We start from the raw sequence: 26,395 nt of genomic DNA on the forward strand, positions 1-26,395 counted from the left end.
AAAAACCGCTGAAAGTAAAACTTCCAGCGGCTGTTTTCTCTAAATTTTTCAGTTCGCAAGCAATCTGATTACTTAGCCTGAGCTGCAGCAGTATCAGCAGCTGCGGTGTCCTGAGCTGCAGTGTCCTGAGCTGCAGAATCATTCTGAGCTACAGAGTCAGTGTCCTGTGCAGGAGCCTGAGCGGTTTTGTTACCACAAGATGCGAAAGAGATAGCTGCGATAGCTACGAACATTAAAACTAATTTCTTCATTTTCTTTGCTTTTTAAAATCTGTAAAACAATCGTTTGTCGTTATTTCTAATCGACGTTGCAAAGGTAAGCATTTTTTTAATACGGCGATAATATTTTTACGACTTTTTTTAGGGTCGTTATGTAACTTTTTCTCAGCAGTCTGTAAATCAATAATTTACAGACTGCTAACGAAAGTTAAACTTTTATTATCTTAGTATTCAGCCCACGATTTGATGTCGATATCGTCAAGTTTGAGATGACAGAAGGCATTGATGAACGCACTGGCCAGACGGCTGTTGGTGATCAACGGGATGTTCAAGTCGATGGCGGCACGGCGGATCTTGTAACCGTTGGTGAGCTCACGCGACGTGAGATCCTTCGGAATGTTGACGACCAAGTCGATCTTCTTCTCATGAAGGAGGTCGAGGGCCTGCGGCTGTCCCTCCTCACTGGGCCAGTAGACGAGCGTGTTCTTAATGCCATTCTCCGTGAGGTACTTACTCGTACCACCGGTGGCGAAGAGCTCATAGCCATGCTCCTGGAGCTGGCGGGCAGCATCGAGCATGTCGGCTTTCTGCTTGGCACTACCCGTAGAGAGCAGGATGTTCTTCTTCGGGATGCGCTGGCCTACAGAGAGCATACTCTTCAGCAGGGCGGCATTGGTGTCATCACCGAGACAGCCGACCTCACCCGTAGAACTCATGTCGACGCCGAGCACCGGGTCGGCCTTCTGCAGACGGTTGAAGGAGAACTGGCTGGCCTTGATACCTACATAGTCGAGGTCGAAGAGGTTCTTGTTGGGTTTCTCTACAGGCACGCCGAGCATGATCTTCGTTGCCAGTTCGATGAAGTTGATCTTCAGCACCTTGCTCACGAAGGGGAAGGAACGACTGGAACGAAGGTTACACTCGATGACGAGGATATCGTTGTCACGCGCCATATACTGTACGTTGAACGGACCATTGATATGCAGGGCCTTGGCGATCTTACGGCTCACGCGCTTGATACGGCGGACGGTCTCGACATAGAGCTTCTGCGGCGGCAGCTGCAGCGTGGCATCACCGGAGTGGACACCGGCGAACTCGATATGCTCACTGATGGCATAGGCCATGACCTCACCATTCTGTGCTACAGCATCGAAGTCTATCTCCTTAGCGTGCTCGATGAACTTGCTGACCACAACGGGGTGATCCTCACTGACATTGGCAGCCAGCTGGAGGAAGCGGCGCAACTCATCCTCATTGCTGCAGACATTCATTGCAGCACCAGAGAGGACATACGACGGACGGACAAGAACCGGGAACCCTACCCGCTTGACAAACTTGTCGATATCATCCATACTCGTCAGTGCGCTCCACTCCGGCTGGTTGATGCCGAGTTCGTTGAGCATCTCGGAGAACTTCGCACGGTCCTCGGCATGGTCGATGTCACGGGCCTGCGTACCGAGGATGGTGACATTCTGCTCGTCAAGGTACATAGCGAGGTTGTTCGGGATCTGACCACCCGTAGAGACGATGACGCCATGGGGATTCTCCATCTCGATGATATCCATGACACGCTCAAACGTCAGCTCATCGAAATAGAGACGGTCACACATATCATAGTCCGTACTCACCGTCTCGGGGTTGTAGTTGATCATGATAGACCGGTAGCCCTGCTTGCGGATGGTATTCAGGGCCTGGACGCCACACCAGTCGAACTCCACGGAGGAACCGATGCGGTAGGCACCACTACCGAGGACGATAACGGAGCGCTTGTCGTTGGCGAAGGTGATGTCGCTCTTCACGCCCGAATAGGTGACATAGAGATAGTTGGTCTGTGCCGGATACTCGGCAGCAAGGGTATCGATCTGCTTGACGACGGGCAGGATGCCATAGTTCTTACGCAGGGAGCGGACGACGAGGAGGGCCTTGTGCATATTGCCGATCTCCTTCTCCAGACCGACGGCACGGGCAATCTGGAAATCGGTGAAACCATAGACCTTTGCCGTACGCAGCAGTTCCTTGTCGAGAGTATTGATATTACAGTTCTTCAACTGCTCATCGATGTCGATAATATGCTTGAGCTTATAGAGGAACCACTTATCGATCTTCGTCAGATCATGAATCTGGTCAACGGTATAGCCCTTGTGCATGGCCTTGGAGATGACGAAGACACGCTTGTCGGTAGGCTCACGGAGGGCCTTGTCGATATCATCAATCTCCAACTCCTTATTCTCCACGAAGCCGTGCATGCCTTGACCGATCATGCGGAGACCTTTCTGGATGGCCTCCTCGAAGTTACGACCGATGGCCATCACCTCACCGACAGACTTCATGCTCGAACCGAGTTCCTTGTCAACGCCACGGAACTTGCTGAGGTCCCAGCGCGGGATCTTGCAGACGACATAGTCGAGGGCGGGCTCAAAGAAGGCGCTCGTGGTCTTCGTCACGGAGTTTTTCAGCTCGAAGAGACCATAACCCATACCAAGTTTGGCGGCGACGAAAGCCAGGGGATAACCTGTAGCCTTGGAAGCAAGGGCGGAGGAACGGCTCAAACGGGCATTGACCTCAATGACACGGTAGTCCTCGCTCTTCGGGTCGAAAGCATACTGCACATTGCACTCGCCGACGATACCGATATGGCGGACGATCTTGATGCTCAGGGCACGCAGCTTGTGATACTCGCTGTTCGTGAGCGTCTGAGACGGAGCGATGACGATACTCTCACCGGTATGGATGCCCAGCGGGTCGAAGTTCTCCATGTTACATACCGTGATACAGTTGTCGTAACGGTCGCGTACCACCTCATACTCAATTTCCTTCCAACCTTTCAGACTCTTCTCCACCAATACCTGTGGAGAGAAAGAGAAGGCCTTCTCGCAGATCTTGTTCAACTCTTCCTCGTTGTCTGCGAAACCGGAGCCGAGGCCACCGAGGGCATAGGCAGCACGGATGATGACAGGATAGCCAAGGTCCTGAGCGGCCTTGCGCGCCTGGGCCATATCCTCGCAAGCCTCACTCTTGATGGTCTTGACATCAATCTGGTCGAGCTGCTCGACGAAGAGCTCACGGTCCTCCGTATTCATGATGGCGTTAACGGGAGTACCGAGGACGCGGACGTTATATTTCTCCAGGACACCGGAGCGGTCGAGTTCCACACCACAGTTCAGAGCCGTCTGACCACCGAAGGACAGCAGGATGCCGTCGGGACGCTCCTTCTTGATGACCCGCTCCACGAAATAGGGCTGGACGGGAAGGAAATAGATCTGGTCGGCAACGCCCTCAGAGGTCTGCACCGTGGCGATATTCGGGTTGATGAGCACCGTCTCGACACCCTCCTCACGGAGCGCTTTGAGGGCCTGACTACCGGAATAGTCGAACTCTCCTGCCTCACCGATCTTCAGGGCACCGGAACCGAGCAATAATACTTTCTTGATATTTGGATCCTTCATTTTCTGCGATTATTTGAGTGTTTCAACGAATTTGTCAAACATGAACTCCGTATCCACCGGACCACTGCAGGCCTCGGGATGGAACTGGCTGGAGAACCAGGGCTTCGTCTTATGACGGATACCCTCATTACTACCATCATTCATATTGACGAAGAGTTCCTCCCAGTCAGCGCCGAGGGTACGGGCATTGACAGCATAGCCGTGGTTCTGCGATGTGATATAGCAGTGGTCGGTGCCCACGAGGCGTACCGGCTGGTTGTGACCGCGGTGACCATACTTGAGCTTGTAGATCTCAGCGCCGGCAGCCTTGCCGAGGAGTTGATTACCCATACAGATACCGCAGATCGGCTTGTCGCTGATGCTCATCTGGCGACGGATGATCTCCACGGCATCCGCGCACATATCGGGATCACCGGGACCATTGGCCAGGAAGAGGCCGTCGAAGTCCATATCCTTCGTATAGTCGTAGTTCCACGGCACACGGATGACCTCTACACCTCTATTAATAAGACAACGGATAATATTAGCCTTCACGCCGCAGTCGACGAGGACGACCTTCTTGCCGCCCCCCTCATTATAGCGGATGACCTTCTTGCAGGAGACCTTGTCGACGAAGTTCACGCCCTCATAGCGGGCCTCAGGGATATTGTCGGGCTCATCATCGAAGATGATCTTACCCATCATCACACCATGCTCGCGGAGTACCTTCGTCAACTCACGCGTATCGATGCCCGTGATGCCCGGCACCTTCTCATCCTTCAGCCAATCGGCGAGGGAGCGGACAGCATTCCAGTGGGAATACTGTTCACTGTAATCACTCACGATCAGTGCCGAGGCGTAGATGCGGTCACTCTCCATGAACGTCGGCAGTCCGTTCTTCTCTATGGTGAAAGGAGGGACACCATAGTTGCCCACGAGGGGGAATGTCATCGTCAGCAACTGACCGGCATAGGAGGGGTCAGTGAGCGACTCCGGATAACCCATCATGGCAGTGTTGAAGACGACCTCTCCGGCTACCGGGGCCTCATAGCCGAAGCTCTTGCCATGAAAGCGGCTGCCGTCTGATAAGACTAATGTTACGTTCTTCATTTATACCTGTATCTTATAATTTTTTATATACCTTTTCGTAGTAATTGATGAAAGCCTGGTTGCACAGCTTCGTGCCGCCCGGCGTGGGATAATGGCCGGTGAAATACCAGTCGCCCTTATGATCGGGGATAGCCTCATGAAGCCCCTCAAGGCTTTGGAAGACAATCTCTATCGGTGTGGAGACACCCTCCGGACGCAGCATCTCAACGATCTTGCGGTTGATCTCATCCACGGAGAACGGCTCGTAGATATCACGCACGACATTGCGCATCTTTCCCTTCGCCTTCTTCTCCTCAGCGAGGCAGTTGGCATAGGTCTGGTCGATGAGGTCCTCCATGTGGCGGTCTTTCAGGAGCTGGATGGCGGCACGGAAGACGCAGAACTCCTCCAGGCGGGCCATGTCAATGCCATAATAATCCGGATAGCGGATCTGCGGGGCACTGGAGACGACGACGATTTTTTTCGGATGGAGACGGTCAAGGATACGGAGGATACTCTCTTTCAAGGTTGTACCTCTGACGATGGAGTCGTCGATAATCACGAGGTTGTCGACATTGGGCTCAAGGATGCCATAGGTGACATCATAGACATGGGAGGCAAGGTCGTTACGACTGTTGCCCTCTGTGATGAACGTGCGGAGCTTGATATCCTTCCACGCCACCTTCTCCGTACGGACCGCCTCACCGAGGATGTCCTGCAGTTCCTGCTCGGAAGCCTGATGACCGAGATTCACGAGCGTATTGATCTTCTTGTGATGGAGATATTTGCGGAAGCCATGTGTCAAGCCGTAAAAAGCCACCTCCGCCGTATTCGGGATAAAAGAGAGGACGGTATGGCGCGTGTCATAATCCACAGCCTTCAGCACGGGCTCAGCGAGCTGCTCACCGAGTTTCAGGCGCTCATGGTAGATGTCACGGTCGGAGCCACGGGAGAAATAGATACGCTCGAAGGAGCAGGCACTGTCACCACGTTGGTCGAGGATACGCTCCACACCAGTCTCGCCGTTTTTCTTGACGATGAGAGCACAGCCGGGCTGCAGCTCCTGCACGTCCTCCACCTCGAGGTCGAAGGTCGTCTGGAGCACGGGGCGCTCTGAGGCCACGGCGATGAAATCCTCATTGCAGTAATAGAAGGCGGGCCGAATGCCCCAGGGGTCACGCATGGCGAACATCTCTCCACTGCCTGTCTGGCCGCAGATATGATAGCCACCATCAAAATCCTGCATGGACGTCTTCAGCACATTGCTGATCTTCACATGATCCTCAATATAGCGCGTGATGTCCAGTCCCTGCAGTTCCATGGCCTTAGCCGCCGTATAGTTACGCTCCACCTCACGGTCCAGTCGATGTCCCATGAGCTCGAGGAGGATATAGGTGTCACTGTATATGCGGGGACACTGTCCCTGGGCGACAATCTGCCGGAAGATCTCGTCGACATTCGTCATATTGAAGTTGCCACAGAGACAGAGGTTCTTAGCCTTCCAGTTGTTCCGGCGCAGAAACGGATGGACATAAGAAAGGCCACTCTTGCCGGTAGTGGAGTACCGGAGGTGGCCCATATAAAGTTCGCCCGCGAAAGGAAGGAAAGTCTTAGCATACTGAGCATCAGAGAGCTGCTCAGCAGGGACGTCCTTGAAATGACGATTAACCGTACCAAAGATCTCGGTGATGGCATTACTACCCTCAGCACGTTCACGGAACATATACTCGTTGCCGGGAGCCGTATCGAGTTTGACACAGGAAATACCAGCCCCTTCCTGGCCACGATTGTGCTGCTTCTCCATCATCAGGTAGAGCTTGTTCAAACCGAACATCCAGGTTCCATACTTCTTTTGAAAATAGTCGAGAGGCTTCAGCAGGCGGATCATGGCCACACCGCAGTCCTCATGAATTTCTTTTTCCATATCTTATTTAGAAAGTCATTGCGGTCCTCCCCATCGATGGGGAGGACTGGTGATTTTACTCTACAGTTACACTCTTGGCAAGGTTACGGGGCTGGTCCACGTTCTTGCCCTTGCAGACCGCCACATGATAGGCCAGGAGCTGCAGAGGGATCGTTGCCAGCAGTGGTTCGAGGCACTCGAGGGTCTTAGGCAGTTCGATGACCTCGTCGGCAATCTTTGAGATTGTCTCGTCACCCTTCGTCACTAGGGCAATGACCCGTCCGTCACGGGCCTTGATCTCCTGAATATTGCTCAGCACCTTCTCGTACATGGCGTCATGGGGCGCGATGACGACGACAGGCATGTCAGAGTCGATGAGGGCGATGGGCCCGTGCTTCATCTCTGCGGCGGGATATCCCTCGGCATGAATATAACTGATCTCCTTCAGTTTCAGCGCTCCCTCGAGGGCCACGGGGTAGGAATAGCCACGGCCAAGATATAGGAAGTTGCGGGCGTAGGTGAACGTACGGCTGAGGTCAGCGATCTTATTGTTGAGTTTCAGCACCTCTTTCATCTTCTCGGGGATGTCCCAGAGCTGTGTCGTGATCTCCTGATAATCCTTATCGGAGACCGTTCCCTTCTCCTTACCGACAGCCAGGGCGAGGAGGCAGAGCACGGTGACCTGACCGGTGAAGGCTTTCGTCGAGGCGACGCCGATCTCCGGACCGACATGGATATAGGTACCTGTATCGGTGGCACGGGCGATGGAACTGCCGATGGCGTTACAGATGCCATAGATAAAGGCGCCTTTCTCCTTGGCCAGTTTGATAGCAGCGAGGGTGTCTGCCGTTTCACCGCTCTGCGAGATAGCGATGACGACATCATCCTTCGTCACGACCGGATTACGATAGCGGAACTCAGAGGCATACTCCACATCAACGGGTATACGGCAGTAGGTCTCGAGCATCTGCTTACCGATGAGACCGGCATGCCAGCTTGTTCCACAAGCTACGATGATGATACGGTGGGCGTTGAGGATCTGCTGACGGTGGTCAACGATAGAACTCAACACGACCCCCATCTCCGTATGGCTCTGCATGGGGCCTTCTTTCTTGCCGTCGGTCATCGCACGCGTCTCCACGGTACGACTGACAACACGGCCGCGCATGCAGTTCTTCAGACATTCCGGCTGCTCGAAGATCTCCTTGAGCATGAAATGAGGGAAGCCTCCCTTCTCGATCTGTCCGAGGTTCATGTCAATGGTCTGCACGTCGGGGTTAAGGGCGATGTTATGGATATCGACGACCTTCAACGGTTCACCGGGACGCATCACGGCGATATTCTCATCGTCAAGGTAGACCACCTGATCAGTATATTCAATAATCGGACTGGCATCAGAGCCGAGGAAGAACTCCCCGGAGTCCTTGCCGATACCGATCACCAGTGGGCTGGCCTTGCGGGCAGCGATGATCTGGTTGGGCTCACGCTTGTCGAGCAGAGCGATGGCATAAGCGCCGATAACCTGCCGGAGCGCCATCTGAACGGCAGAGAGCAAAGGGACCTTACGGGTCACCTGGATATACTCAATGAGCTGTACGAGGACCTCCGTATCCGTATCACTGCGGAAATGCATGCCCTTATTGATGAGGTTTTTCTTGATCTGGGCATAATTCTCGATGATACCGTTATGGATAATGGCGAGATTCTTCGACTCGGAATAATGAGGATGGGCATTCACCGAAGAGGGTTCTCCGTGGGTAGCCCAACGGGTATGAGCAATACCTACCGTACCTGTGATATCCTTGTCGGAGCAGAAATTCTCCAGATCTGCCACCTTTCCTTTGGTCTTATAGACATTGAGGTCGTCCCTTTTGTTGATCAGGGCGACACCTGCTGAGTCATAGCCTCGGTATTCGAGACGCTTCAGTCCTTTGATGAGGATCGGATAAGCCTCACGCTTTCCGATATATCCTACTATTCCACACATATATTATCGTTTAATATTCGTGAATGCAAACTTACTTCTACCCTACTTCAGGATATTGACGACGAGCGAAGCCATAGAGGCCGCAAAAGAGACAATACCGAAGATATAGGACACCGACGGGTTTGTGCTGGCCGTATTCGTTCTCAACTTATTCGGTTGCACATAGATGATGTCATTCTGCTGAAGATAGTAATAAGGAGAGTTGAAAATATTCGCGTCATTCATATTCAGCCGATGAACCTCTTTCTGTCCCTGCGCATTCTCCCGGATGAGCAAGATATTGTTACGCTTACCATAAAGGGTCATATCTCCGCTCTCTGCCAGGGCCTCGACGATATTCATCTTCTCCTGCGGCACGGATTTCACGCCCGGAGAGGCTACCTCTCCCATAACGGTGATATGATAACTGGACATACGCACCTGTACGACGGGATTCTCCGTTTTAGCCAGATAAGGTGCTATCTTGGCTTTCAACATTTCCTCACACTCATGCGTGGTCAGTCCGGCCACATGCACCGTTCCTATCACCGGAAACTGAATATTACCATCATTGTCCACGAGATATCCCTGATTCGTCTGGTAAGTATTGCCCGTGATGCTCGTACCGGTATTACTATTCTGCTGATAGAAATTGAAAGGTTGCGCTACTTCAGAAGTTACGGTTCTCACCACGATGCTCAAAATATCCTTGGGCATGATCTTCGCGTCCCACTGCATCGGCTTAGAGATGTTGACGGAGTCAATGTTTTGCCAATAAACGACCTGCTTAGCGTTGTTGCAACTGCCAAGCGAGAGGATGATTGCCAAAGCGGCAACCGCAAGAGAAATAATTTTCTTCATAGCTTTGAATAGCAAAAACCTAAAATTTTTGCAAAAATACAGCTATTTTTTTGAAATGGCAAATATTTGGGAAAGTTTTTGGAAGAAAAAGTAGGGGCGGGACAGATGCGCTGCCTTGCGCTTGCAAAGCGCAAGCACACAACGGCAGGCCATTCAACATTCTGCCGAACATATAGAAATAAGGACGGCCACAAGAGCCGCTCCTACAAATAAGGGACAGCCACAAGAGCCGCCCCTACAAATAGGGGCGGCCACAAGGCCGCCCCCAAGAATGAGAAAGGAATTTATTAATAGAACTTGAAATATCTGCGGGCATTGTTGTAACTGATATCCTCCACCATACGGGCCAGGGCCTCATGGTCGTCGGGCAGCAGTCCACGCTCCACGTCATTACCGAGAAGGTTGCAGAGCAAGCGGCGGAAATACTCATGACGGGGATAGCTCAAGAAGCTGCGGCTGTCGGTGAGCATACCCACGAAACGGCTCAGCAGGCCGAGGGTGCTCAGGGCATTCATCTGACGCGTCATACCGTCGAGCTGGTCGTTGAACCACCAGCCGCTGCCAAACTGGATCTTGCCGGGCTCGGAGCCGTCCTGGAAGTTTCCGAGCATCGTGGCGATGACCTCGTTGGCACAAGGATTGAGACAATAGAGGATTGTACGCGTGAGTTGGTGCTCCATATTCAGTTCGTTGAGGAAATGACTCATGGCCCGGGCTGTATTGAACTCACCGATAGAGTCGAAGCCGGTGTCGGGTCCGAGCTGGTTATACATCAGCGTGTTATTGTCACGGATAGCGCCATAGTGATACTGCTGCGTCCAGTCGGAAGCATAGTCCATCTCGGCACAAGCCTTCAGGAAAGCATGCTTGTACTGGCGTACCTCCTGGTCGGAGAGCTGCATGCGACGCAGGGCCTTGGAGAAGACCGTCTCGATCTGGGAATCCGTATAAGGATCATCATAGAACTCCTCAATACCGTGGTCAGAGAGGCGGCAGCCATTCTCGTGGAAGAAGTCATGACGCTTCTGGAGGGCATCTATCATTTCCTTGAACGAAGAGATGCTAACTCCGCTCACCTCAGAGAGTTTGCCCATGTAGTCGGCAAAGTACGGCTTCTCGATATTCATGGCTTTGTCAGGACGCCAAGCGGGGATCATCTTAATCTCGAAACCGCTCTCTCGCGTCACCTTATGCCAGTGGAGGTCATCGACGGGATCATCGGTCGTGCAGACACACTCCACATGATAGCGGCGCATGAGGCCACGGGCGCTGTACTCGGGGAGTTTCAGTTTCTCGTTGCACTCATCATAGATCTCCCGGGCCGTCTTCGGAGAGAGGAGCTTCGTGATACCGAAGGCGGTCTTCAGTTCCAGATGCGTCCAGTGATACAACGGGTTCCGGAAGGTATAAGGGACGGTCTCAGCCCATTTCTCAAATTTCTCCCAGTCCGTCGTCTCCGTACCCGTACAATATTTCTCCGGCACGCCATTGGTACGCATGGCACGCCATTTATAATGGTCCCCGCCGAGCCAGAGCTCCGTAATGCTCTTGAAATGGTGATCGGTGGCAACCATCTCGGGGATGAGGTGGCAATGGTAATCGATAATCGGCATCTTCGCTGCGTGATTATGATACAAATCCTGTGCGGTAGCTGTATCAAGCAGGAAGTTTTCGTCCATGAACTGTTTCATTGTATATTATTTTTGTTAGAATGTTTTGATAATTTGTCTAAGTAGAATTTTTATGTTGCAAATATACCAAAATCTTTTGGCAGAACGAAATTTTTAAGTTATATTTGCATGCAGTTTTTACGAAAACGATTACGAAGGCAACGAAAGCTATGCAGAATCAAGAAACAAACACAAAGCACCTCCATCACGTCCTCCTGATCTATACGGGAGGCACCATCGGCATGGGCCGCAACCCTGTCACGGGAGCCTTGGAGCCCCTTGACTTCAACCATCTCCACGACGCCATGCCGGAACTCAAATATGTCAACGCGGAAATCGATGTATATCAGTTTACTCCACCGATTGACTCAAGTGATATGGCACCACGGCAGTGGGCCCAGATTGTCAGGATTATCGACGACCGTTACAACGACTATGACGGATTTGTCATCCTTCATGGTACCGACACGATGGCCTACACGGCATCGGCGCTGAGCTTCATGCTGGAGAATCTCACGAAGCCCGTCATCCTCACGGGATCGCAGCTGCCCATGGGCCAGTTGCGCACGGATGGCAAGGAGAATGTGCTGACGAGCATCGAACTGGCTTATGCCCACCACCTCGACGGCACGCCGATGGTCCCGGAAGTGTGTATCTATTTCAACGGAAAACTGCTGCGCGGCAACCGTGCCACGAAGGTTGCGGCCGATGGATTCGCCGCTTTTGACTCCTATAACTACCCTCATCTCTGTGATGCCGGTGTCAACTTCGACTATCATCAGCATCATATCTTCCGACCGGATTTCACGAAGAAGATGATGCCTCACTTCGCCATGGATCCCCATGTCATCGTCTTCTCCCTCTTCCCGGGCATCCAGGAGAGCATCTTCCGCCGCATCCTCGAGGCCACGGAAATCCGCGGTATCGTGATGCGTTCCTTCGGCAGTGGCAACGCGCCTCAGCAGCCGTGGTTGCTGCGCCTGTTGCGGGAGGTGACGGAGCGTGGTGTGACGATCGTCAATATCAGTCAGTGCGCCAGCGGCGTCGTTGAAATGGGGCGTTATGATACCGGCTACCAACTCAAAGAAGCCGGCGTCCTCAGCGGTTATGATTCCACTGTCGAGGCCGCCGTTACCAAGTTGATGTTCCTGCAGGCCCGCTACTCCGATCCCCACATGATCCGCACCATGATGGCGCGGTCCATTGCGGGGGAAATCACAATTTAACCTTTCAGCGTTCCCTGGTACCACTCATAGAGTTTGCGGACACCCTCCTCAATCTCTACCTTGTGTTGCCAGCCGAGGCTGTGGAGCTTGGAGACATCGATGAGTTTGCGCGGCGTACCGTTGGGCTTCGTCTTGTCCCAGGCCACCTCACCGGTGAAGCCGACCGTGTCGACAACGAGCTGCGAGAGGGCCTTGATGGTCAGTTCCTTTCCCGTTCCGACATTGATATGGCAGTTGCGGATCTCACCGAGCGATGGGATAGCACCGCCGCGGCCATCAGAGTTATTACGGTCGACAACGCCGTCAGCCTTCACGCCATAGAAGACGCTGGAGTATTTCTTAATGCCGATGATATCGGAGAAATCGACATTAAGCAACACATGTACACTGGCATCGGCCATATCCTCACTCCAGAGGAACTCACGCAGCGGACTGCCGTCGCCCCACAGCGTCACCTTATTATTCTCTATGCCATAGAAAGCGAGGGCCTTGAGTATTCGCTCCTGATCACTCTTTCCGTCCACATTACCGTCGCCGATGAGTTCCTGCAACTTTGCCGGCGGGTTGATCGGTCGCTTATCCATATCCACGCGGATGGCATCCCAGTCGTTGTCATGGATGAGCTTGGCGAGATAGATCTTACGCATCATAGCGGGCAGCACATGACTGTTCTCGAGATGGAAGTTGTCGTTAGGACCATAGAGGTTCGTCGGCATGACAGCGATATAGTTGGTGCCATACTGGAGGTTGTAGCTCTCGCACATCTTCAGTCCGGCAATCTTGGCAATGGCATACTCCTCATTGGTATACTCCAAGGGAGAGGTCAGCAGAGCATCCTCCTTCATCGGCTGCGGCGCGTTCTTCGGATAGATACAGGTGGAACCGAGGAAGAGGAGCTTCTTCACATGATGGGAATAAGCGTTGCTGATGACATTGCACTGCATCTTCATGTTCTGCATGATGAAGTCAGCGCGGTAGAGGGAGTTGGCCATGATACCACCAACAAAGGCGGCGGCGAGGACGACGGCATCGGGCTGCTCGGCGTCGAAGAAAGCCTTCACGGCATCCTGATCCGTGAGGTCGAGCTCACGGTGGGTGCGGCCGACGAGGTTGTTGTAACCTCTCTTCTTGAGGTTGTTCCAGATAGCCGAGCCTACCAGTCCGTGGTGGCCGGCGACATAAATCTTACTGTTCTTATCTAAAGCCATAACAAAAAGCCCCGCCCTTTTTCATGGCGGGGTGATTATTTTTTTTATTTTACAATACCTTTTTCCAAATATTCCTCGAGGTTGACACGCACCTTGGCGGCAGCGTCATCGGCGGCGACCTTCTGCATGTCGCTCTCCACCATAAGGTGTACGAGTTCCTCGAAACTGGTCTTCGTAGGATTCCATTTCAACTCAGCCTTGGCCTTCGTGGGATCGCCCCAGAGGTTGACGACATCGGTGGGACGGAAGAAATCTGGACTGACCTCCACGAGGACCTTGCCCGTGGACTTGTCAATGCCCTTCTCGTTGATGCCCTCACCCTGCCATTCGAGCTCGATGCCGACATCATGGAAGGCCAGAGTGGCGAACTCACGGACGGTATGCTGTACGCCCGTAGCAATGACGAAGTCCTCGGGTTTGTCATGCTGAAGGATGAGCCACATGCACTCCACATAGTCCTTGGCATAGCCCCAGTCACGGCGACTCGAGAGATTGCCGAGGTAGAGCTTGTCCTGCTTGCCCTGTTTGATACGTGCGGCGGCAAGGGTGATCTTTCTCGTTACGAAGGTCTCACCACGACGCTCACTCTCATGGTTGAAGAGGATACCGTTGCAACAGAACATGTGGTAAGCGTCACGGTATTCACGGATGATCCAGTAACCATACTGTTTGGCCACGGCATAGGGACTGAAGGGATGGAAGGGCGTATTCTCGTTCTGCGGCACCTCCTCGACCTTTCCGTAGAGCTCGGAGGTAGAGGCCTGGTAGATGCGGCAGGTATCGGTGAGACCGAGCTGACGGACGGCCTCGAGGATTCTCAAGACACCGACAGCATCCACATCAGCCGTATACTCCGGCGAGTCGAAACTGACCTGCACATGACTCTGCGCGGCGAGGTTATAGATCTCCGTAGGCCGCACCTGTCCGAGGACGCCGAGGATCGACATCGAGTCACTGAGGTCGCCGTAATGGAGATGGAAATGGGGCTGTCCCTCGAGATGGATGATCCGCTCGCGGTAATCGGTGGAGGACCGGCGGATGATGCCGTGGACCTCATAGCCCTTTGCCAACAAAAATTCAGACAGATAACTTCCGTCCTGTCCGGTAATACCCGTTATTAAGGCTACTTTTCTTGCCATAAAGATCGTATAATATTTAGGAATAAATTATTTTTCTCCTCTGAACTGCTTGATACGCTGCTCCTCCGACAGTTTACAGATGAGCAGGACACCGTCCTTCTCAGCCACGATATAGCCGTCAAGCCCTTCCACGACCACCAGTTTCTCCTGAGTGGTATGGATGATGGTGTTACGCGTATCATAGACCTGGATATTCTGTCCGATGAGGGCATTGCCATAAAGATCCTTATGAACCTGATTGAGCAAAGAGCCCCACGTACCAAGGTCCGACCAGCCGAAATCGGAAGGACAGACGAAGATCTCCTCAGCCTTCTCCATGATGGCATAGTCGACGGAGATATTGTCGCACTCGGGATAGAGCAGATCGATCTGCGTCTGCTCCCCGGGCGTGCCATAGACGGGCAGCAGGCTCTCGAAGATCTTGGCCATCGCCGGTTCGTAGACACGGAAGGCATTGACAATTGTGCTTACGCTCCAGATGAAGATACCCGAGTTCCACAGATAGTTCTTCTCCTTCAGATAACGCGTAGCCGTAGGCAGATCGGGCTTCTCCTTGAAACTGTCCACACGGAAGATCTCCTTGTTGCGCGGACTGGCAGCACCGAAATCAGCCTGGATATAGCCATAGCCCGTCTCCGGACGGGTGGGCTTGATACCAAGGGTGACGATGGAGTCGGTCTCAGAGGTGAACTTCAGACACGAGAGGATGATGCGACGGAACTCCACATTGTTGAGTACAAAATGGTCGGAAGGCGTGACGACGATATTCGCCTTGGGGTCCAGCGCCTTTATGCGCCAACTGACATAAGCGATGCAGGGAGCCGTATTTCTGCGGCAAGGCTCCGTGAGAATATTCTGCCCGGGAATCTCGGGAAGTTGCCGGCAGACCTCCTCCCGGTATTTCTTATTGGTCACTACCCACACATGATCGGGATCACAGACCCCCTCAAAGCGGTCGTAGGTCAACTGGAGCAGACTACGGCCGACACCCAGCACATCGATAAACTGTTTCGGATGTTCCGTGGTGCTCATGGGCCAGAAGCGACTGCCTACTCCACCCGCCATAATGACAACATGGTTATTGTTTCGCGCCATATTTTTCTCTTATTTTCTTAATGACCACAAAAGTAAGAAAAAAAAATGATATAGAAACAGAAAAGAGGTAGAAAAAATCAAAAAAGGCTCAGCGAGCGATCCTCTTCAGCCTTTCTCGCTGGTTCTTCCGCTTCTTTCCCGGAGAAATCAAGGAGCAGCTGCGTGGCCTCACGGCAGCGGTCATTGAGGCGATAGACGCCCCACCCGTCCGTACGGATGACGGTACCCCCGGCCTTCTTGCTCTGCTGTCGGAGATACTGACAGACAGCAGCATGGACATCCTGAAAATCAACAGGCTCAAACATGGTATTACAGGCATTGAAGACATGACGGGCTATTTTCCCGGCCTTCAATCCCTTAGGACCCGCCTCCTGCAGCACACGGAAAATTTCACGTTCGTAAACAGACATCTTTCCTGACAGCCCAAAAAGGCCGCTGATCACAGGTCAGCGGCCTTTTCTTCATTTCTTCGGGGTTTTGTTAAGCGAGAACGATCTTGTTGTCCTCGTCCTTGATCTTACCCTCCTTGAAGAGCCAGCCCAGACCGAGCAGTGTCTCTTCCTCGGAGATCTTGGCAGCCTTGGCAATCTCTGCTACCGTCAGCGCCTTCTCAGAAGCTGCCAGTGCCTGATAGACATCACCAGCCTTGAAACCAACATTCTCAGCGTTCAGCGCGACAACAACCTTTGCGGCTTTCTTCGGGGCTGCTGCCCTGCGAGTACCCGTCGTTTTACGAGTGGCGGTCTTTGTTTCTTTCTTTTCTACCATAATTTTCCTAAACCTTAATATCTATGTTACTAACGTATGCTACTTTGTTGCTGCAAAGTTACGATTTTTCTTACAGATAGTCAACTTTTCAGCGCAAAAAAGTTACACGTTTTCGACGATTTATAAAAAATAACGTTTTTTCTTGATTTATATCAATCATTTTTTATTCCCCGACCGGTCATCATGCAACGTCGGCAACGAGATATGATATCTGACGGCGAGGAAACGGATCAGGCAGACCACGGCAAACGTCACGGCAGCCGTCACCGCCACGTTCACATGCCAGTGGTAGAGCAGCCAGTAGGCCATACCGCCGGCCACGCTGGCCATGGCATAGATCTCTTTCTTGAAGATCAGTGGTTCGAGATTCAACAGCACATCGCGGATGACACCACCGGCAGACCCCGTGATACACCCCATGACGACAGCCACCCAGAACGGATGTCCCAAGGCAATTGTCTTCTGAATGCCGGCGATGGTGAAGAGAGCCAGGCCGAAGGTGTCAAAGACGAGCCAGGTGTTGTCCATCCTGTTCGTAAGCCGGTTACCGGCCACAACGAGGATCAGCGCCAGAAACGTACACTCGATATAGATGGCGGAGGTCATCCAGAAGGGTGTCACGCCGAGCATCACGTCACGGATCGTACCGCCGCCGATGGCCACGGCAAAGCCACAGACGAAACCGCCGAACCAGTCGTAATGGCGGTTGGCGGCGGCACGCAGTCCGGAGATGGCGAAAGCGAGGGTTCCGACAAACTCGATGACCTGCTGCAGTGTATGGACAAGATGGGGATCAGGATAGCTCATCATCGGTTGACGACATTCACGGGCTGACCGGCCTCAAAAGCCTTCAGGTTGGCCACACAGATATCCAGGAGCCGCTGCCGGGCCTCCTTCGTGGCCCAGGCGATATGCGGCGTGATATAGGCATGAGGCTGACGGAGCAACGGGTTGTCGGCACGGGGCGGCTCCTCCGTCATCACGTCGGCGCAATAGGCCCCGAGGGTACCGGCCTCAAGGGCATCGGCGACGGCCTGCTCGTCGACGAGGGGTCCGCGGCCCGTATTGATAAGGATGGCTCCAGGGTGCATGAGCTGCAGCCGTTCGGCATTGATCATGCCTTTATTGTCGGCCGTCAGCGGACAGTGAAGAGTAACGACATCACAAGACGAGAGCAGACCCTCAAGGGTTGTCTTGCGGATATATTCGGGCAGTTCGGTAGCATTCTTACTCGTCAGCGCGGAGACATCCATGCCGAAGTCATGGGCCAGTTGTGCCACACGGCTGCCGATATGGCCGAGTCCGACGATACCGATCGACTTCCCCGCCAGTTCCACCAGCGGCGTGTCCCAGTAGCAGAAGTCGCGGTTCTTGCTCCAGCGCCCCTTGCGGTTCTCATCGGCATAATGAGCCACCTGATTGGTGGCATTGAGCAGATGGGCAAAGACCATCTGTACGACACTGTTCGTGCTGTAAGCGGGGATATTGGTGACGATGATGCCACGGCGGTTGGCGGCGGCGGTATCCACCACATTGAATCCCGTGGCCAGCACACCGATATATTTCAGTTTCGGCAGTTGGGCCATGACCGCATCGGTGATATTCACCTTATTAATAAGGACCGCATCCGCATCCTTGGCCCGCGCCACGACCTCTTCGGGGCGGGAATAGTCATAGAGCGTCAATTCACCCAATGCCTTCAGGCCATCCCAGGAGAGATCACCGGGATTGGCGGCATAACTGTCTAGTTCTACGATTTTCATAGTTCAAATATTTCTTGTTGTTTTTAGTTGTTTCTAATCAAGATCCTTCTGCGCTAACTTGCGCTTGCAAAGCGCAAGCACACGACGGCACGCCATTCAACATCCGCACCCTACGGAGGGTCACTCCCCCCGGAACCCCTTCCACCGCTTCGTCTGCTGCTCTTCGGCGGGACTGTGCTGGGGCTCCCAGAAATGCGCATTCTGCAGGCCGTCGGGCAGATACTGCTGCTGCACCCAATGACCGGGGAAATCATGGGGATATTGATAGCCGTCATGATAACCGAGGTCGGCCATGAGCTTCGTCGGCGCGTTGCGCAGGTGCAGGGGCACGGGCTGGTTGCCCGTCTTGCGCACGCACTGCAGAGCCTTGTCTATGCCGAGATAGGCGGAGTTGCTCTTCGGACTCGTGGCAAGATAGACCACGGCCTCGGCAAGGGGTATACGCCCCTCGGGCCATCCGATCTTCATCACCGCGTCGAAGGCGGCATTGGCCAGGAGGAGGGCATTGGGATTGGCCAGTCCGATATCCTCGGCAGCACTGATGACGACACGACGGGCGATGAACTGCGGATCCTCCCCACCCTCGATCATCCGCGCCATCCAATAGAGGGCTGCGTCGGGATCACTGCCGCGGATACTCTTGATGAAGGCGGAAATGATGTCGTAGTGCATATCCCCGCCCTTGTCGTAGGCCAGCGGGTTGGCCTGCAACTGCTGTTCCACGAACGCGTCCGTGATGACGACATCGCCGCTGCCGGCAGCCTCCACAACGAGTTCGAGGATATTGAGCAGTTTCCGGGCGTCACCACCACTATAGCGGAGGATCGCCCCCGTCTCCTTCAGTTCGATATGCCGTTGCTTCAGTTCCACATCCTGCGTGATCGCCCGATGGAGGAGTTCCAGCAGATCCTCTTTCTCCAACGACTTCAGCACATAGAGCTGACAGCGTGAGAGGAGTGGACGGATCACCTCAAAGGACGGATTCTCCGTCGTGGCACCGATGAGCGTCACCGTGCCCTTCTCCACGGCCCCGAGGAGGGAGTCCTGCTGACTCTTGGAGAAACGATGGATTTCATCGATGAAGAGTATCGGTGAAGGAGTGTTGAAGAAGCGGTGCGCGGCGGCCTTCTGAATGACCTCACGCACGTCCTTCACGCCGCTCGTCACGGCACTGAGGGTATAGAACGGCGTCTCCAACTTGTTGGCGATGATCTGCGCCAGCGTCGTCTTCCCCACCCCCGGCGGTCCCCAGAGGATAAACGAGGAGATATGCCCCGCATCGATCATCTTACGGAGCACAGCCCCCGGACCGACCAGATGTTGCTGGCCGACATACTCGTCGAGCGTGCGGGGACGCATTCTTTCTGCTAATGGTTCACTCATTACAAATACAAAATTAAATATAATCTCTCAGATACGCAAAAAAAACTCGGGAAAAAATTTGTAATTTCATCTGATTATACTTACTTTTGCAGCGCATAAGCAGGAAAGGCAATCCCTTTCCCGCATCACAACAGGAGAAAAGAAGAATTATCATATGAAAAAAGAAAAGACATTAACACTCAAGACGCTCACCAAGAGCAATGTGTGGGATATTCAGGAGAACGATGTGTTCCGCCTCTGGGAACTAGCCGAAAAGGATGCTGATCTGAAAGACAATCAGCGACATTATCTGGATGTCATCCGCAGTGCCTTCGAGATAGAACCCATCACTGTCGACAAGCCCGAGGTCATCAAGAAATATGAGGCCCGTGGCTTCAAGGTCGGCGAGATGAAGCTCGAGGACGGCGAGAACGGCAAGAAGAAGATGGCACTGAAGAAGCGCCCCATCCTCCGGGTCACTGACCTGACCTACGAGAACATCCACCATATCTCCGCCACCAAACTCATGGAAGTCCTCGACCGCAACTTCGGCGGCGGCTGGGAGAGTCTGCCGCAGAGCATCCAGGACATCATTGAGAGCGGGTTCGACATCTCTACCACTACCCTGCCCAAAGACCGCCTCCACAAGGCCGGCGGACTCTATGAGAAGAAAGTTAACGACGGCTTTGAGGTGCTGGAGATTCCCAAGGGCACCTGGATAGAGGCCATCTTCGCCAAGGAGAAACCGGAACTGACCAAGCGCCATCTCGTCGACTTCGAAGAGGAGGATGAGGAAGCCAAGCACAAGAAGGACCTCGGTGACAGCGGGGAGGACGACGAGGAGGATCTCCCCGAGGAGGACGACCACTATAATGATGAGGAGGACGATGATGATACCTTCGATGACGACAAGCTCACCGAAGAGAGTTACCGCACCACCTATGAGGAGAATCCCGAGGACCTTAACCTCGAGGCCGAGGATATCTCCGATGACGAGGAATACTAAAAAATCGTAGGGACATGATTGATCATGATCCACCATGCCACGGGGGCCGCCACGCGACCCCACCCGGGGAAATGGTGGTATGCTAACTCTCTCATGAAATATCCGGGCCTGGTAGGTGGCCTGCCATGTTGCGGCCACGCATCCGCATTGATCCAACATATTCACGAATGAATCCCTTGCGTGGCCGCAATAGGACGGCCACCTACTCATTGTCAGAAATATACTACTTCTTTTTCAGTCGTAATTTCGGTATTTTGACTTTTTCTCCGGCCTTGACGGCGGAAGAGCCATTGATGGCCTCGACATAACACTCCATGCCCGGACCCAAATGGGAACGGGAAATGCTCTGAAGGGTCTGTCCGGCCTTCACCGTGACGACATGGTCGATACCGACAATCTCATAGGCACCTGTACGGACACGGGGATCAGCGGCACCGGCTTGGGCATACGGGCTGGCGGCCGGCTGTTCCTTCCCGGCGGCGGCAACCTTTTTTGCCGCAGGAACTTTCGCCCCGGCAGCAGCCCCGGCCGCTTTTCCTGCAGTCGCGGCGTCAGCCTCTGCCCCACCCTTTGCTGCGGCCTCAATGGCCTGATGCTGACGGAGTAGAGCCACACTGTCGGCCTGCCGCTTGGCTTGTAGCGCCGCCTCCCGGGCAGAGGGCTGGCCGGTCTTGGCTTGGATCATGCTGACTTGTTGCTTCAACATTCCCAATTGCGCCTGCAGGTTATCCCGCTCTCCGGCGACACGGCCATAGAGGAAACTGAGGAAAATCAGTCCGATGAGCAGGACGACGGAGGAGCCACAGAAGAAATAAAAACTGAAACGGGAAAGGGAATGACGGGAAGCCACTGGGGCAGCCTCTGCGGTGGGTTCCGCGGGGGCAGCCGACACGGTGGGTTCCACGGGAGCAGCCTCTGCGGTGGGTTCCGCGGGGGCAACCGACACGGTGGGTTCCACGGGGGCAGCCGTTCGTTCCGGTTCCATTCGTTGTTCCTTAGGGGCGATTCGTCGTTCCGACGACGGGCCGCCACAAGGGACGGCCCCTGCAGTGGATTCATTGCCGTCAACAGGAGCTGTAGAAGCGGCAGCGTGCACAGATGCTGCGTGAGCATGGTCTTCCTCTGAAACTGCGGGGGCAGCCTCTGCGGTGCTTTCCTGCTCTTCATATTCCCTATCGATCCCGGAGAAGTCGACACCCTCATTGACAACGACGGTATCAAACTGGGCGAAGGGCTTGTTGATGAGTTCGGCGAGGATCTTGTCGGGGGTAAACGAGATCTTATCCCGTCCCTCGATGACGATACGCTCACCCGTATTGACATCCACGCTCTCCCGGTCTTTCACCGTGATGAGCTTGAAGGTGCCGAGGCTCTTGACCTTTGCGATACGATCGTCCTTCAGCCCCTGCTGCAGGATATCGAAGAAAGCAGACACGAACGTTTCGGCATCACCTTTTGAGAGATGATACTTCTCCACAAGGCGGGAGGCGAGGGCGACGAGTTCAGCGTGTGCCATCAGTATCCTCCTTTCCTGTTCGGTTTGTTCTTGCCGGTTTGATATTTTCGTCGCCGTTCTTCAACTTCTCTTTCAGGGAGGCCACGGGACGGAAGTTCAGCACGAGTTTCGGCGGAACGAGCATGCGCTGTTTCGTTGACGGGTTGACGATGATACGCTCCATCCGTTTCCGTACCTCGAAGGTACCGAAACCGGTGACGCCGACCTCCCCCGATGTCTCCACCTCGTCGGCAAGGGCATCGATGAGCGTCGTGCAGAGTTTCTGCGTGTCCTCCTGTGTATATCCGGTCTTTGCTGCTAGAGCGGCAATAAATTCCTTATTGTTCATAGTTTATTTTTCTATCCATCGGTATTGCGCTTCCTTGCGCTTGCAAAGCGCAAGCACCCGACGGCAAGCCATTCAACATTTGCAAGTTCACCCCTTCGGGAAGGGTCAGAGTAGGCCTACACCACCGTGGCATAGAGGTCAAACTCCTCGCTGCCCGTGATCTTGGCCTGATAGAAGCGGCCGACATGCAGCGGCTTCTCGTCGGCGGGGATGAGGACCTCTGGATCGACATCGGGGGAGCAGAACTCCGTACGGCCGATATACCACGGGCCCTCCTTGCGGTCGATGATCACCGTCATCGTCTTGCCGACTTTCGCGGCCTCGATCTCCTCGGAGATATCCTGTTGCAGGGCCATAAGCTCGTCGAGGCGGCGGTCCTTCACCTCCTGCGGCACGTCATCCTTGTAGTGTTCAGCGCTGTAGGTCCCCTCCTCCTCGGAATAGGTGAAGGCACCCATACGCTCGAAACGCTGCTCACGGACGAAATCCATCAGTTCCCGGAAGTCTTCCTCCGTCTCACCGGGGAAACCGACCATGAGGGTCGTACGGATATGGATGCCGGGGACGCGCTCGCGGATGGTCTTCAGCAGCGCGATGGTCTCGGCCTTCGTGACATGGCGGTGCATGCGGCTCAGCACGTTGTCACTGATATGCTGCAAGGCGATATCGAGATAGCGGCAGACATTCTTCTTCTCCCGCATGACATCGAGGAGCTCGAGGGGGAACTGGTTCGGATAGGCATAATGCAACCGGATCCATTTCACGCCCTTGATATCGGCCATCTTACTGATGAGTTCGGCGATATGATGCTTGCCGTCGAGGTCGATGCCATAATAGGTGAGCTCCTGGGCGATGACCTGAAACTCCACGACACCCTGGGTCACGAGGTCACGGACCTCCTGAAGGATATCCTCCTCGGGACGGCTGACATGACGGCCCGTCATGATGGGGATGGCGCAGTAGGCACAGTGGCGGTCACAGCCCTCGGCAATCTTGATATAGGCATAATGATGGGGCGTGGTGAGATGACGGAGGCCGTCGCACGTCACCACATCCTCCTTGCCGAGGTCCTTGAGGAGCTGCTTGTAGTTGAACTTGCCATAGAACTTATCGACCTCCGGGATCTCCTGCTCCAGCTCTTTCTGATAACGCTGTGACAGACAGCCCATGACATAGAGGCGCTTCAGACGGCCTTCCTTCTTGGCGGCCACAAACTCCAGGATCGTATTGATACTCTCCTCCTTCGCCGCCTCGATGAAGCCACAGGTATTGATGACGGCAATTTCTCCCTGAGGATTCTTGCTGTCGTGGACGCAATGATATCCATTGGCCTCAAACTGCTTCATGAGACTCTCGGTATCGACGAGATTCTTCGAACACCCGAGGGTGACGAAATCTACTTGATTCTTCTTCATATTGTTTTCCCTGAAAACGGAATGGCAACGGGATTATTGATGCTTGAAAAGACTGTCCACAAACTCACGCTTGTTGAAGAGCTGGAGATCCTCCATACCCTCGCCCAAGCCGATATATTTCACGGGGACCTTCAACTGGTCACTGATGCCGATGACGACACCACCCTTGGCCGTACCGTCGAGCTTCGTGATGGCAAGACTGTCGACAGAGGTGACCTGGGAGAACTGCTTGGCCTGTTCGAAGGCATTCTGTCCCGTACTGCCGTCGAGGACGAGCAACACCTCATCGGGGGCCTGCGGCAGCACCTTCTTCATGACATCCTTGATCTTCTTCAACTCGTTCATTAGCCCGACCTTGTTGTGCAGACGACCGGCGGTATCGATGAGGACGACATCAGCGCCATTGGCCTTGGCACTCTGCAGCGTGTCGAAAGCCACGGAGGCCGGGTCGGCACCCATCTGCTGCTTCACCACGGGGACGCCGACACGCTCGCCCCAGATACTGATCTGTTCGACGGCAGCGGCACGGAAGGTATCGGCGGCACCGAGATAGACTTTCTTGCCGGCTTTCTTAAACTGGTAGGCGAGTTTGCCTATGGTCGTCGTCTTCCCCACGCCGTTGACACCGACAACGAGGATGACATACGGCTTATGATCCGACGGCAGATCCCAGTTGTCATGGTCGTCACTATGGTTCTCCGCCAGCAGGGCGGCGATCTCATCGCGAAGAATATCATTGAGCTCCGCCGTGGAGACATACTTGTCACGGGCCACACGGTCCTCGATGCGGTGGATGATCTTCACCGTCGTCTCCACGCCCACATCTGAAGTGATGAGGATCTCCTCCAGATCATCGAGGACATCATCATCGACCTTCGACTTGCCGGCAACGGCACGAGCCAACTTGGAGAACACACTCTGACTCGTCTTCTCCAGACCTTTGTCGAGCGTCTCCTTCTTCTTCTTTCCGAATAATCCAAATAATGCCATACTGTAGTCTATTATTTTTTGCAAATCTACAAAAAAATATTGAGATATCCGAAGGGAACGAATAGAAAAAAGAGCAGCGAGGTGAAAAAAGGCAACAAAAAAAAGTCGTCGCGTCCGAGGACACGACGACTAACTTATGTAATCTCTGAATGATTCAGAATGCGATAGATGGCTTACTTGAAGAAATCCTTGACAGCCTCGTTGGGGACCATCTGCTCCTCAAAGACATAAGCGCCCGTCTTCGGGCTCTTCACCATCTTGATAACCTTTGAATATGCGCGACCATCCGATGAACCTTCATGGAGGGTAGCGACCGCTTTCTTTGCCATATCTTAATGATTGATTAAAACGTTCTTTACTTGATCTCCTTATGAAGAGTCATCTTCTTCAGGATCGGATTGTATTTCATCAACTCGAGGCGCTCCGGCGTGTTCTTACGGTTCTTCGTCGTGACATAACGACTTGTACCGGGCAGACCAGAGTTCTTCATCTCTGTGCACTCGAGGATAACCTGTACTCTATTGCCTTTAGCTTTCTTAGCCATGATGATTATTCTCCTATTACTTTAATATCCTTCCAATCGCAGTAGCCTTTAGCGACAGCCTGCTTGAGAGCAGCATCGAGGCCTACCTTATTGATGAGACGAAGGCCAGCAGCGCTGATCTTCAGGCTGATCCAGCAGTTCTCTTCTACATAGTAGAATTTCTTGCTGAAGAGGTTGACATCAAAGCTTCTCTTCGTACGGTGCTTTGAGTGAGACACATTGCAACCCAGCTGTGCCTTCTTTCCTGTAATCTGACAAATTTTCGACATTGCTATCTCAAAAATTTTTAATTCGTTAAAAGATACTTATTCCAAACAGAGTGCAAAATTACAAACTTTCTGTGAGATAACCAACTCATACAGAAAGGGAAGTCTATATTTTAAGATTTTTTATTACTTCACGTCCCATTCCTTCGATTTCTCGCGGAGGAAGTCGAGGATAAGGTGCAGACTCTTGTTCGTGGCGATGGCGAGGTTGATGTCTCGGCCGAAGTCCTCCGTAAGCTTGAACGTACGCACGTCGTCCTTGCTGCCGTAGCCGAGCCAGATGGTGCCCACGGGGATCTCCTTCGTGCCGCCCGTAGGACCGGCAGTGCCGGTGGCGGAGATGGCGAAGTCGACATTCAGCGCGTCAATGGCACCGAGGACCAGTTCACGGGCCACCTCCTCGCAGACGGCGGTCTGCTCTTCGAGGACCTGATGGCTCACGCCGAGGAGTTTCTCTTTGATCTCATAGGTGTAGGCAACGATGCCACCCTTGAAATAGTTGGAGGCACCGGGGACGGAGATCAGCGCCTGGGCGAGGCGGCCGCCGGTACAGCTCTCGGCTGTGCCGATGGTCTTGCCGGACTCATAGAGGATCTCCTGTATCTGTTTGCTAAGAATTTTTGTTTCGAGTTCCATA

The 26,395-nt window shown here is 53.6% G+C and carries 25 protein-coding genes; 2 read left to right on the top strand and 23 right to left on the bottom strand.

The features are described 5' to 3' along the window. Positions 1-68 precede the first annotated feature (68 nt). The 7 genes from G604_RS0102520 to uxaC form a co-directional block, all read right to left on the bottom strand. Entirely contained in the window at positions 69-251 is a 183-nt protein-coding gene (locus G604_RS0102520) for a hypothetical protein (protein WP_028909173.1), read from the bottom strand. A gap of 191 nt (positions 252-442) precedes the next feature. Continuing rightward, on the bottom strand, positions 443-3,664 hold the full coding sequence (gene carB, locus G604_RS0102525) for a carbamoyl-phosphate synthase (glutamine-hydrolyzing) large subunit (RefSeq protein ID WP_028909174.1): 3,222 nt from the start codon (positions 3,662-3,664) through the stop codon (positions 443-445). A gap of 9 nt (positions 3,665-3,673) precedes the next feature. Next, a complete protein-coding gene (gene carA / locus G604_RS0102530) occupies positions 3,674-4,753 on the bottom strand; it encodes a glutamine-hydrolyzing carbamoyl-phosphate synthase small subunit (RefSeq protein WP_028909175.1) in 1,080 nt (359 codons plus the stop codon). 13 nt (positions 4,754-4,766) lie between these two features. Further along, complete coding sequence (locus G604_RS0102535) at positions 4,767-6,656, bottom strand: amidophosphoribosyltransferase (RefSeq protein ID WP_028909176.1); 1,890 nt, start codon at positions 6,654-6,656, stop codon at positions 4,767-4,769. Positions 6,657-6,711: 55 nt separating this feature from the next. Next, positions 6,712-8,622, bottom strand: a complete 1,911-nt coding sequence (gene glmS, locus G604_RS0102540; protein WP_028909177.1) for a glutamine--fructose-6-phosphate transaminase (isomerizing) — start codon at positions 8,620-8,622, stop codon at positions 6,712-6,714. Between the two features lie 42 nt (positions 8,623-8,664). After that, the gene (locus G604_RS0102545) at positions 8,665-9,462 is read right to left on the bottom strand and encodes a polysaccharide biosynthesis/export family protein (RefSeq protein WP_028909178.1); all 798 of its coding nucleotides are present in this window, start codon (positions 9,460-9,462) and stop codon (positions 8,665-8,667) included. Positions 9,463-9,749: 287 nt separating this feature from the next. Then, on the bottom strand, positions 9,750-11,153 hold the full coding sequence (gene uxaC / locus G604_RS0102550) for a glucuronate isomerase (RefSeq protein WP_028909179.1): 1,404 nt from the start codon (positions 11,151-11,153) through the stop codon (positions 9,750-9,752). 149 nt (positions 11,154-11,302) lie between these two features. Between uxaC and G604_RS0102555 the strand changes: the two genes are divergently transcribed. Continuing rightward, positions 11,303-12,358 carry an asparaginase gene (locus G604_RS0102555; protein WP_028909180.1) on the top strand — a complete coding sequence of 352 codons (1,056 nt, stop codon included), beginning with the start codon at positions 11,303-11,305 and terminating at the stop codon, positions 12,356-12,358. Here G604_RS0102555 and G604_RS0102560 read toward each other — a convergent pair. From G604_RS0102560 to G604_RS0102595, 8 genes are all read right to left on the bottom strand, one after another. Continuing rightward, a complete protein-coding gene (locus G604_RS0102560; protein ID WP_028909181.1) occupies positions 12,355-13,566 on the bottom strand; it encodes a GDP-L-fucose synthase family protein in 1,212 nt (403 codons plus the stop codon). The genes G604_RS0102555 and G604_RS0102560 overlap by 4 nt on opposite strands. 44 nt (positions 13,567-13,610) lie before the next feature. Then, positions 13,611-14,705 (bottom strand): GDP-mannose 4,6-dehydratase, encoded by a 1,095-nt coding sequence (gmd, locus tag G604_RS13315; RefSeq protein ID WP_051220174.1) that lies wholly within the window; start codon positions 14,703-14,705, stop codon positions 13,611-13,613. Between the two features lie 27 nt (positions 14,706-14,732). Next, a complete protein-coding gene (locus tag G604_RS0102570; RefSeq protein ID WP_028909182.1) occupies positions 14,733-15,800 on the bottom strand; it encodes a mannose-1-phosphate guanylyltransferase in 1,068 nt (355 codons plus the stop codon). A 77-nt stretch (positions 15,801-15,877) separates the two neighbouring features. Next, positions 15,878-16,210, bottom strand: a complete 333-nt coding sequence (locus tag G604_RS0102575) for a hypothetical protein (protein ID WP_028909183.1) — start codon at positions 16,208-16,210, stop codon at positions 15,878-15,880. A 70-nt stretch (positions 16,211-16,280) separates the two neighbouring features. Continuing rightward, positions 16,281-16,568: a winged helix-turn-helix domain-containing protein gene (locus G604_RS0102580; RefSeq protein WP_028909184.1), complete on the bottom strand. Its 288-nt coding sequence runs from the start codon at positions 16,566-16,568 to the stop codon at positions 16,281-16,283. A 156-nt stretch (positions 16,569-16,724) separates the two neighbouring features. Next, the gene (locus G604_RS0102585; protein ID WP_028909185.1) at positions 16,725-17,375 is read right to left on the bottom strand and encodes a trimeric intracellular cation channel family protein; all 651 of its coding nucleotides are present in this window, start codon (positions 17,373-17,375) and stop codon (positions 16,725-16,727) included. After that, positions 17,375-18,331 carry a D-2-hydroxyacid dehydrogenase gene (locus tag G604_RS0102590; protein WP_028909186.1) on the bottom strand — a complete coding sequence of 319 codons (957 nt, stop codon included), beginning with the start codon at positions 18,329-18,331 and terminating at the stop codon, positions 17,375-17,377. Before G604_RS0102590 ends, G604_RS0102585 begins: the two co-directional genes overlap by 1 nt. A 120-nt stretch (positions 18,332-18,451) precedes the next feature. Continuing rightward, positions 18,452-19,714, bottom strand: a complete 1,263-nt coding sequence (locus tag G604_RS0102595) for a replication-associated recombination protein A (RefSeq protein WP_028909187.1) — start codon at positions 19,712-19,714, stop codon at positions 18,452-18,454. Positions 19,715-19,868: 154 nt separating this feature from the next. On the opposite strand from G604_RS0102595, the gene G604_RS0102605 reads away from it, so the two are divergent. Continuing rightward, entirely contained in the window at positions 19,869-20,699 is an 831-nt protein-coding gene (locus tag G604_RS0102605; RefSeq protein WP_028909188.1) for a hypothetical protein, read from the top strand. Between the two features lie 223 nt (positions 20,700-20,922). Here the strand turns inward: G604_RS0102605 and G604_RS15470 are convergent, their stop codons facing one another. The 8 genes from G604_RS15470 to G604_RS0102645 form a co-directional block, all read right to left on the bottom strand. Beyond that, positions 20,923-22,215, bottom strand: a complete 1,293-nt coding sequence (locus tag G604_RS15470) for an HU family DNA-binding protein (RefSeq protein WP_036904407.1) — start codon at positions 22,213-22,215, stop codon at positions 20,923-20,925. Beyond that, positions 22,202-22,543, bottom strand: a complete 342-nt coding sequence (locus tag G604_RS13320; protein ID WP_051220176.1) for an HU family DNA-binding protein — start codon at positions 22,541-22,543, stop codon at positions 22,202-22,204. Before G604_RS13320 ends, G604_RS15470 begins: the two co-directional genes overlap by 14 nt. 116 nt (positions 22,544-22,659) lie before the next feature. After that, the gene (gene rimO / locus G604_RS0102620) at positions 22,660-23,958 is read right to left on the bottom strand and encodes a 30S ribosomal protein S12 methylthiotransferase RimO (protein WP_028909190.1); all 1,299 of its coding nucleotides are present in this window, start codon (positions 23,956-23,958) and stop codon (positions 22,660-22,662) included. A gap of 33 nt (positions 23,959-23,991) precedes the next feature. Continuing rightward, entirely contained in the window at positions 23,992-24,948 is a 957-nt protein-coding gene (ftsY, locus tag G604_RS0102625) for a signal recognition particle-docking protein FtsY (RefSeq protein WP_028909191.1), read from the bottom strand. Between the two features lie 173 nt (positions 24,949-25,121). Then, positions 25,122-25,277: a DUF4295 domain-containing protein gene (locus tag G604_RS14965; protein ID WP_081657620.1), complete on the bottom strand. Its 156-nt coding sequence runs from the start codon at positions 25,275-25,277 to the stop codon at positions 25,122-25,124. Between the two features lie 26 nt (positions 25,278-25,303). Further along, a complete protein-coding gene (rpmG, locus tag G604_RS0102635; protein ID WP_004340645.1) occupies positions 25,304-25,492 on the bottom strand; it encodes a 50S ribosomal protein L33 in 189 nt (62 codons plus the stop codon). A gap of 5 nt (positions 25,493-25,497) precedes the next feature. Beyond that, entirely contained in the window at positions 25,498-25,761 is a 264-nt protein-coding gene (gene rpmB / locus G604_RS0102640) for a 50S ribosomal protein L28 (protein WP_028909192.1), read from the bottom strand. Between the two features lie 123 nt (positions 25,762-25,884). Further along, complete coding sequence (locus tag G604_RS0102645) at positions 25,885-26,394, bottom strand: CinA family protein (protein ID WP_028909193.1); 510 nt, start codon at positions 26,392-26,394, stop codon at positions 25,885-25,887. Between the last annotated feature and the right edge of the window lies 1 nt (position 26,395).

Origin of the sequence: Prevotella sp. AGR2160 (genome assembly GCF_000424185.1) — a bacterium.
In the GTDB taxonomy this organism is placed as follows: Bacteria; Bacteroidota; Bacteroidia; order Bacteroidales; family Bacteroidaceae; genus Prevotella.

Coding starts and splice junctions, on each gene's coding strand:
- G604_RS0102580 (WP_028909184.1), bottom strand. CDS start 16,568: ATGGTAGAAAAGAAAGAAACAAAGACCGCCACTCGTAAAACGACGGGT.
- rimO (WP_028909190.1), bottom strand. CDS start 23,958: ATGAAGAAGAATCAAGTAGATTTCGTCACCCTCGGGTGTTCGAAGAAT.
- gmd (WP_051220174.1), bottom strand. CDS start 14,705: ATGGCAAGAAAAGTAGCCTTAATAACGGGTATTACCGGACAGGACGGA.
- carA (WP_028909175.1), bottom strand. CDS start 4,753: ATGAAGAACGTAACATTAGTCTTATCAGACGGCAGCCGCTTTCATGGC.
- glmS (WP_028909177.1), bottom strand. CDS start 8,622: ATGTGTGGAATAGTAGGATATATCGGAAAGCGTGAGGCTTATCCGATC.
- G604_RS0102570 (WP_028909182.1), bottom strand. CDS start 15,800: ATGGCGCGAAACAATAACCATGTTGTCATTATGGCGGGTGGAGTAGGC.
- G604_RS13320 (WP_051220176.1), bottom strand. CDS start 22,543: ATGAACAATAAGGAATTTATTGCCGCTCTAGCAGCAAAGACCGGATAT.
- G604_RS0102520 (WP_028909173.1), bottom strand. CDS start 251: ATGAAGAAATTAGTTTTAATGTTCGTAGCTATCGCAGCTATCTCTTTC.
- G604_RS0102560 (WP_028909181.1), bottom strand. CDS start 13,566: ATGGCTTTAGATAAGAACAGTAAGATTTATGTCGCCGGCCACCACGGA.
- rpmB (WP_028909192.1), bottom strand. CDS start 25,761: ATGTCGAAAATTTGTCAGATTACAGGAAAGAAGGCACAGCTGGGTTGC.
- G604_RS0102535 (WP_028909176.1), bottom strand. CDS start 6,656: ATGGAAAAAGAAATTCATGAGGACTGCGGTGTGGCCATGATCCGCCTG.
- ftsY (WP_028909191.1), bottom strand. CDS start 24,948: ATGGCATTATTTGGATTATTCGGAAAGAAGAAGAAGGAGACGCTCGAC.
- G604_RS0102590 (WP_028909186.1), bottom strand. CDS start 18,331: ATGAAAATCGTAGAACTAGACAGTTATGCCGCCAATCCCGGTGATCTC.
- rpmG (WP_004340645.1), bottom strand. CDS start 25,492: ATGGCTAAGAAAGCTAAAGGCAATAGAGTACAGGTTATCCTCGAGTGC.
- G604_RS0102545 (WP_028909178.1), bottom strand. CDS start 9,462: ATGAAGAAAATTATTTCTCTTGCGGTTGCCGCTTTGGCAATCATCCTC.
- G604_RS14965 (WP_081657620.1), bottom strand. CDS start 25,277: ATGGCAAAGAAAGCGGTCGCTACCCTCCATGAAGGTTCATCGGATGGT.
- G604_RS0102575 (WP_028909183.1), bottom strand. CDS start 16,210: ATGTCTGTTTACGAACGTGAAATTTTCCGTGTGCTGCAGGAGGCGGGT.
- G604_RS0102645 (WP_028909193.1), bottom strand. CDS start 26,394: ATGGAACTCGAAACAAAAATTCTTAGCAAACAGATACAGGAGATCCTC.
- G604_RS0102585 (WP_028909185.1), bottom strand. CDS start 17,375: ATGAGCTATCCTGATCCCCATCTTGTCCATACACTGCAGCAGGTCATC.
- uxaC (WP_028909179.1), bottom strand. CDS start 11,153: ATGAAACAGTTCATGGACGAAAACTTCCTGCTTGATACAGCTACCGCA.
- G604_RS15470 (WP_036904407.1), bottom strand. CDS start 22,215: ATGGCACACGCTGAACTCGTCGCCCTCGCCTCCCGCCTTGTGGAGAAG.
- carB (WP_028909174.1), bottom strand. CDS start 3,664: ATGAAGGATCCAAATATCAAGAAAGTATTATTGCTCGGTTCCGGTGCC.
- G604_RS0102595 (WP_028909187.1), bottom strand. CDS start 19,714: ATGAGTGAACCATTAGCAGAAAGAATGCGTCCCCGCACGCTCGACGAG.
- G604_RS0102555 (WP_028909180.1), top strand. CDS start 11,303: ATGCAGAATCAAGAAACAAACACAAAGCACCTCCATCACGTCCTCCTG.
- G604_RS0102605 (WP_028909188.1), top strand. CDS start 19,869: ATGAAAAAAGAAAAGACATTAACACTCAAGACGCTCACCAAGAGCAAT.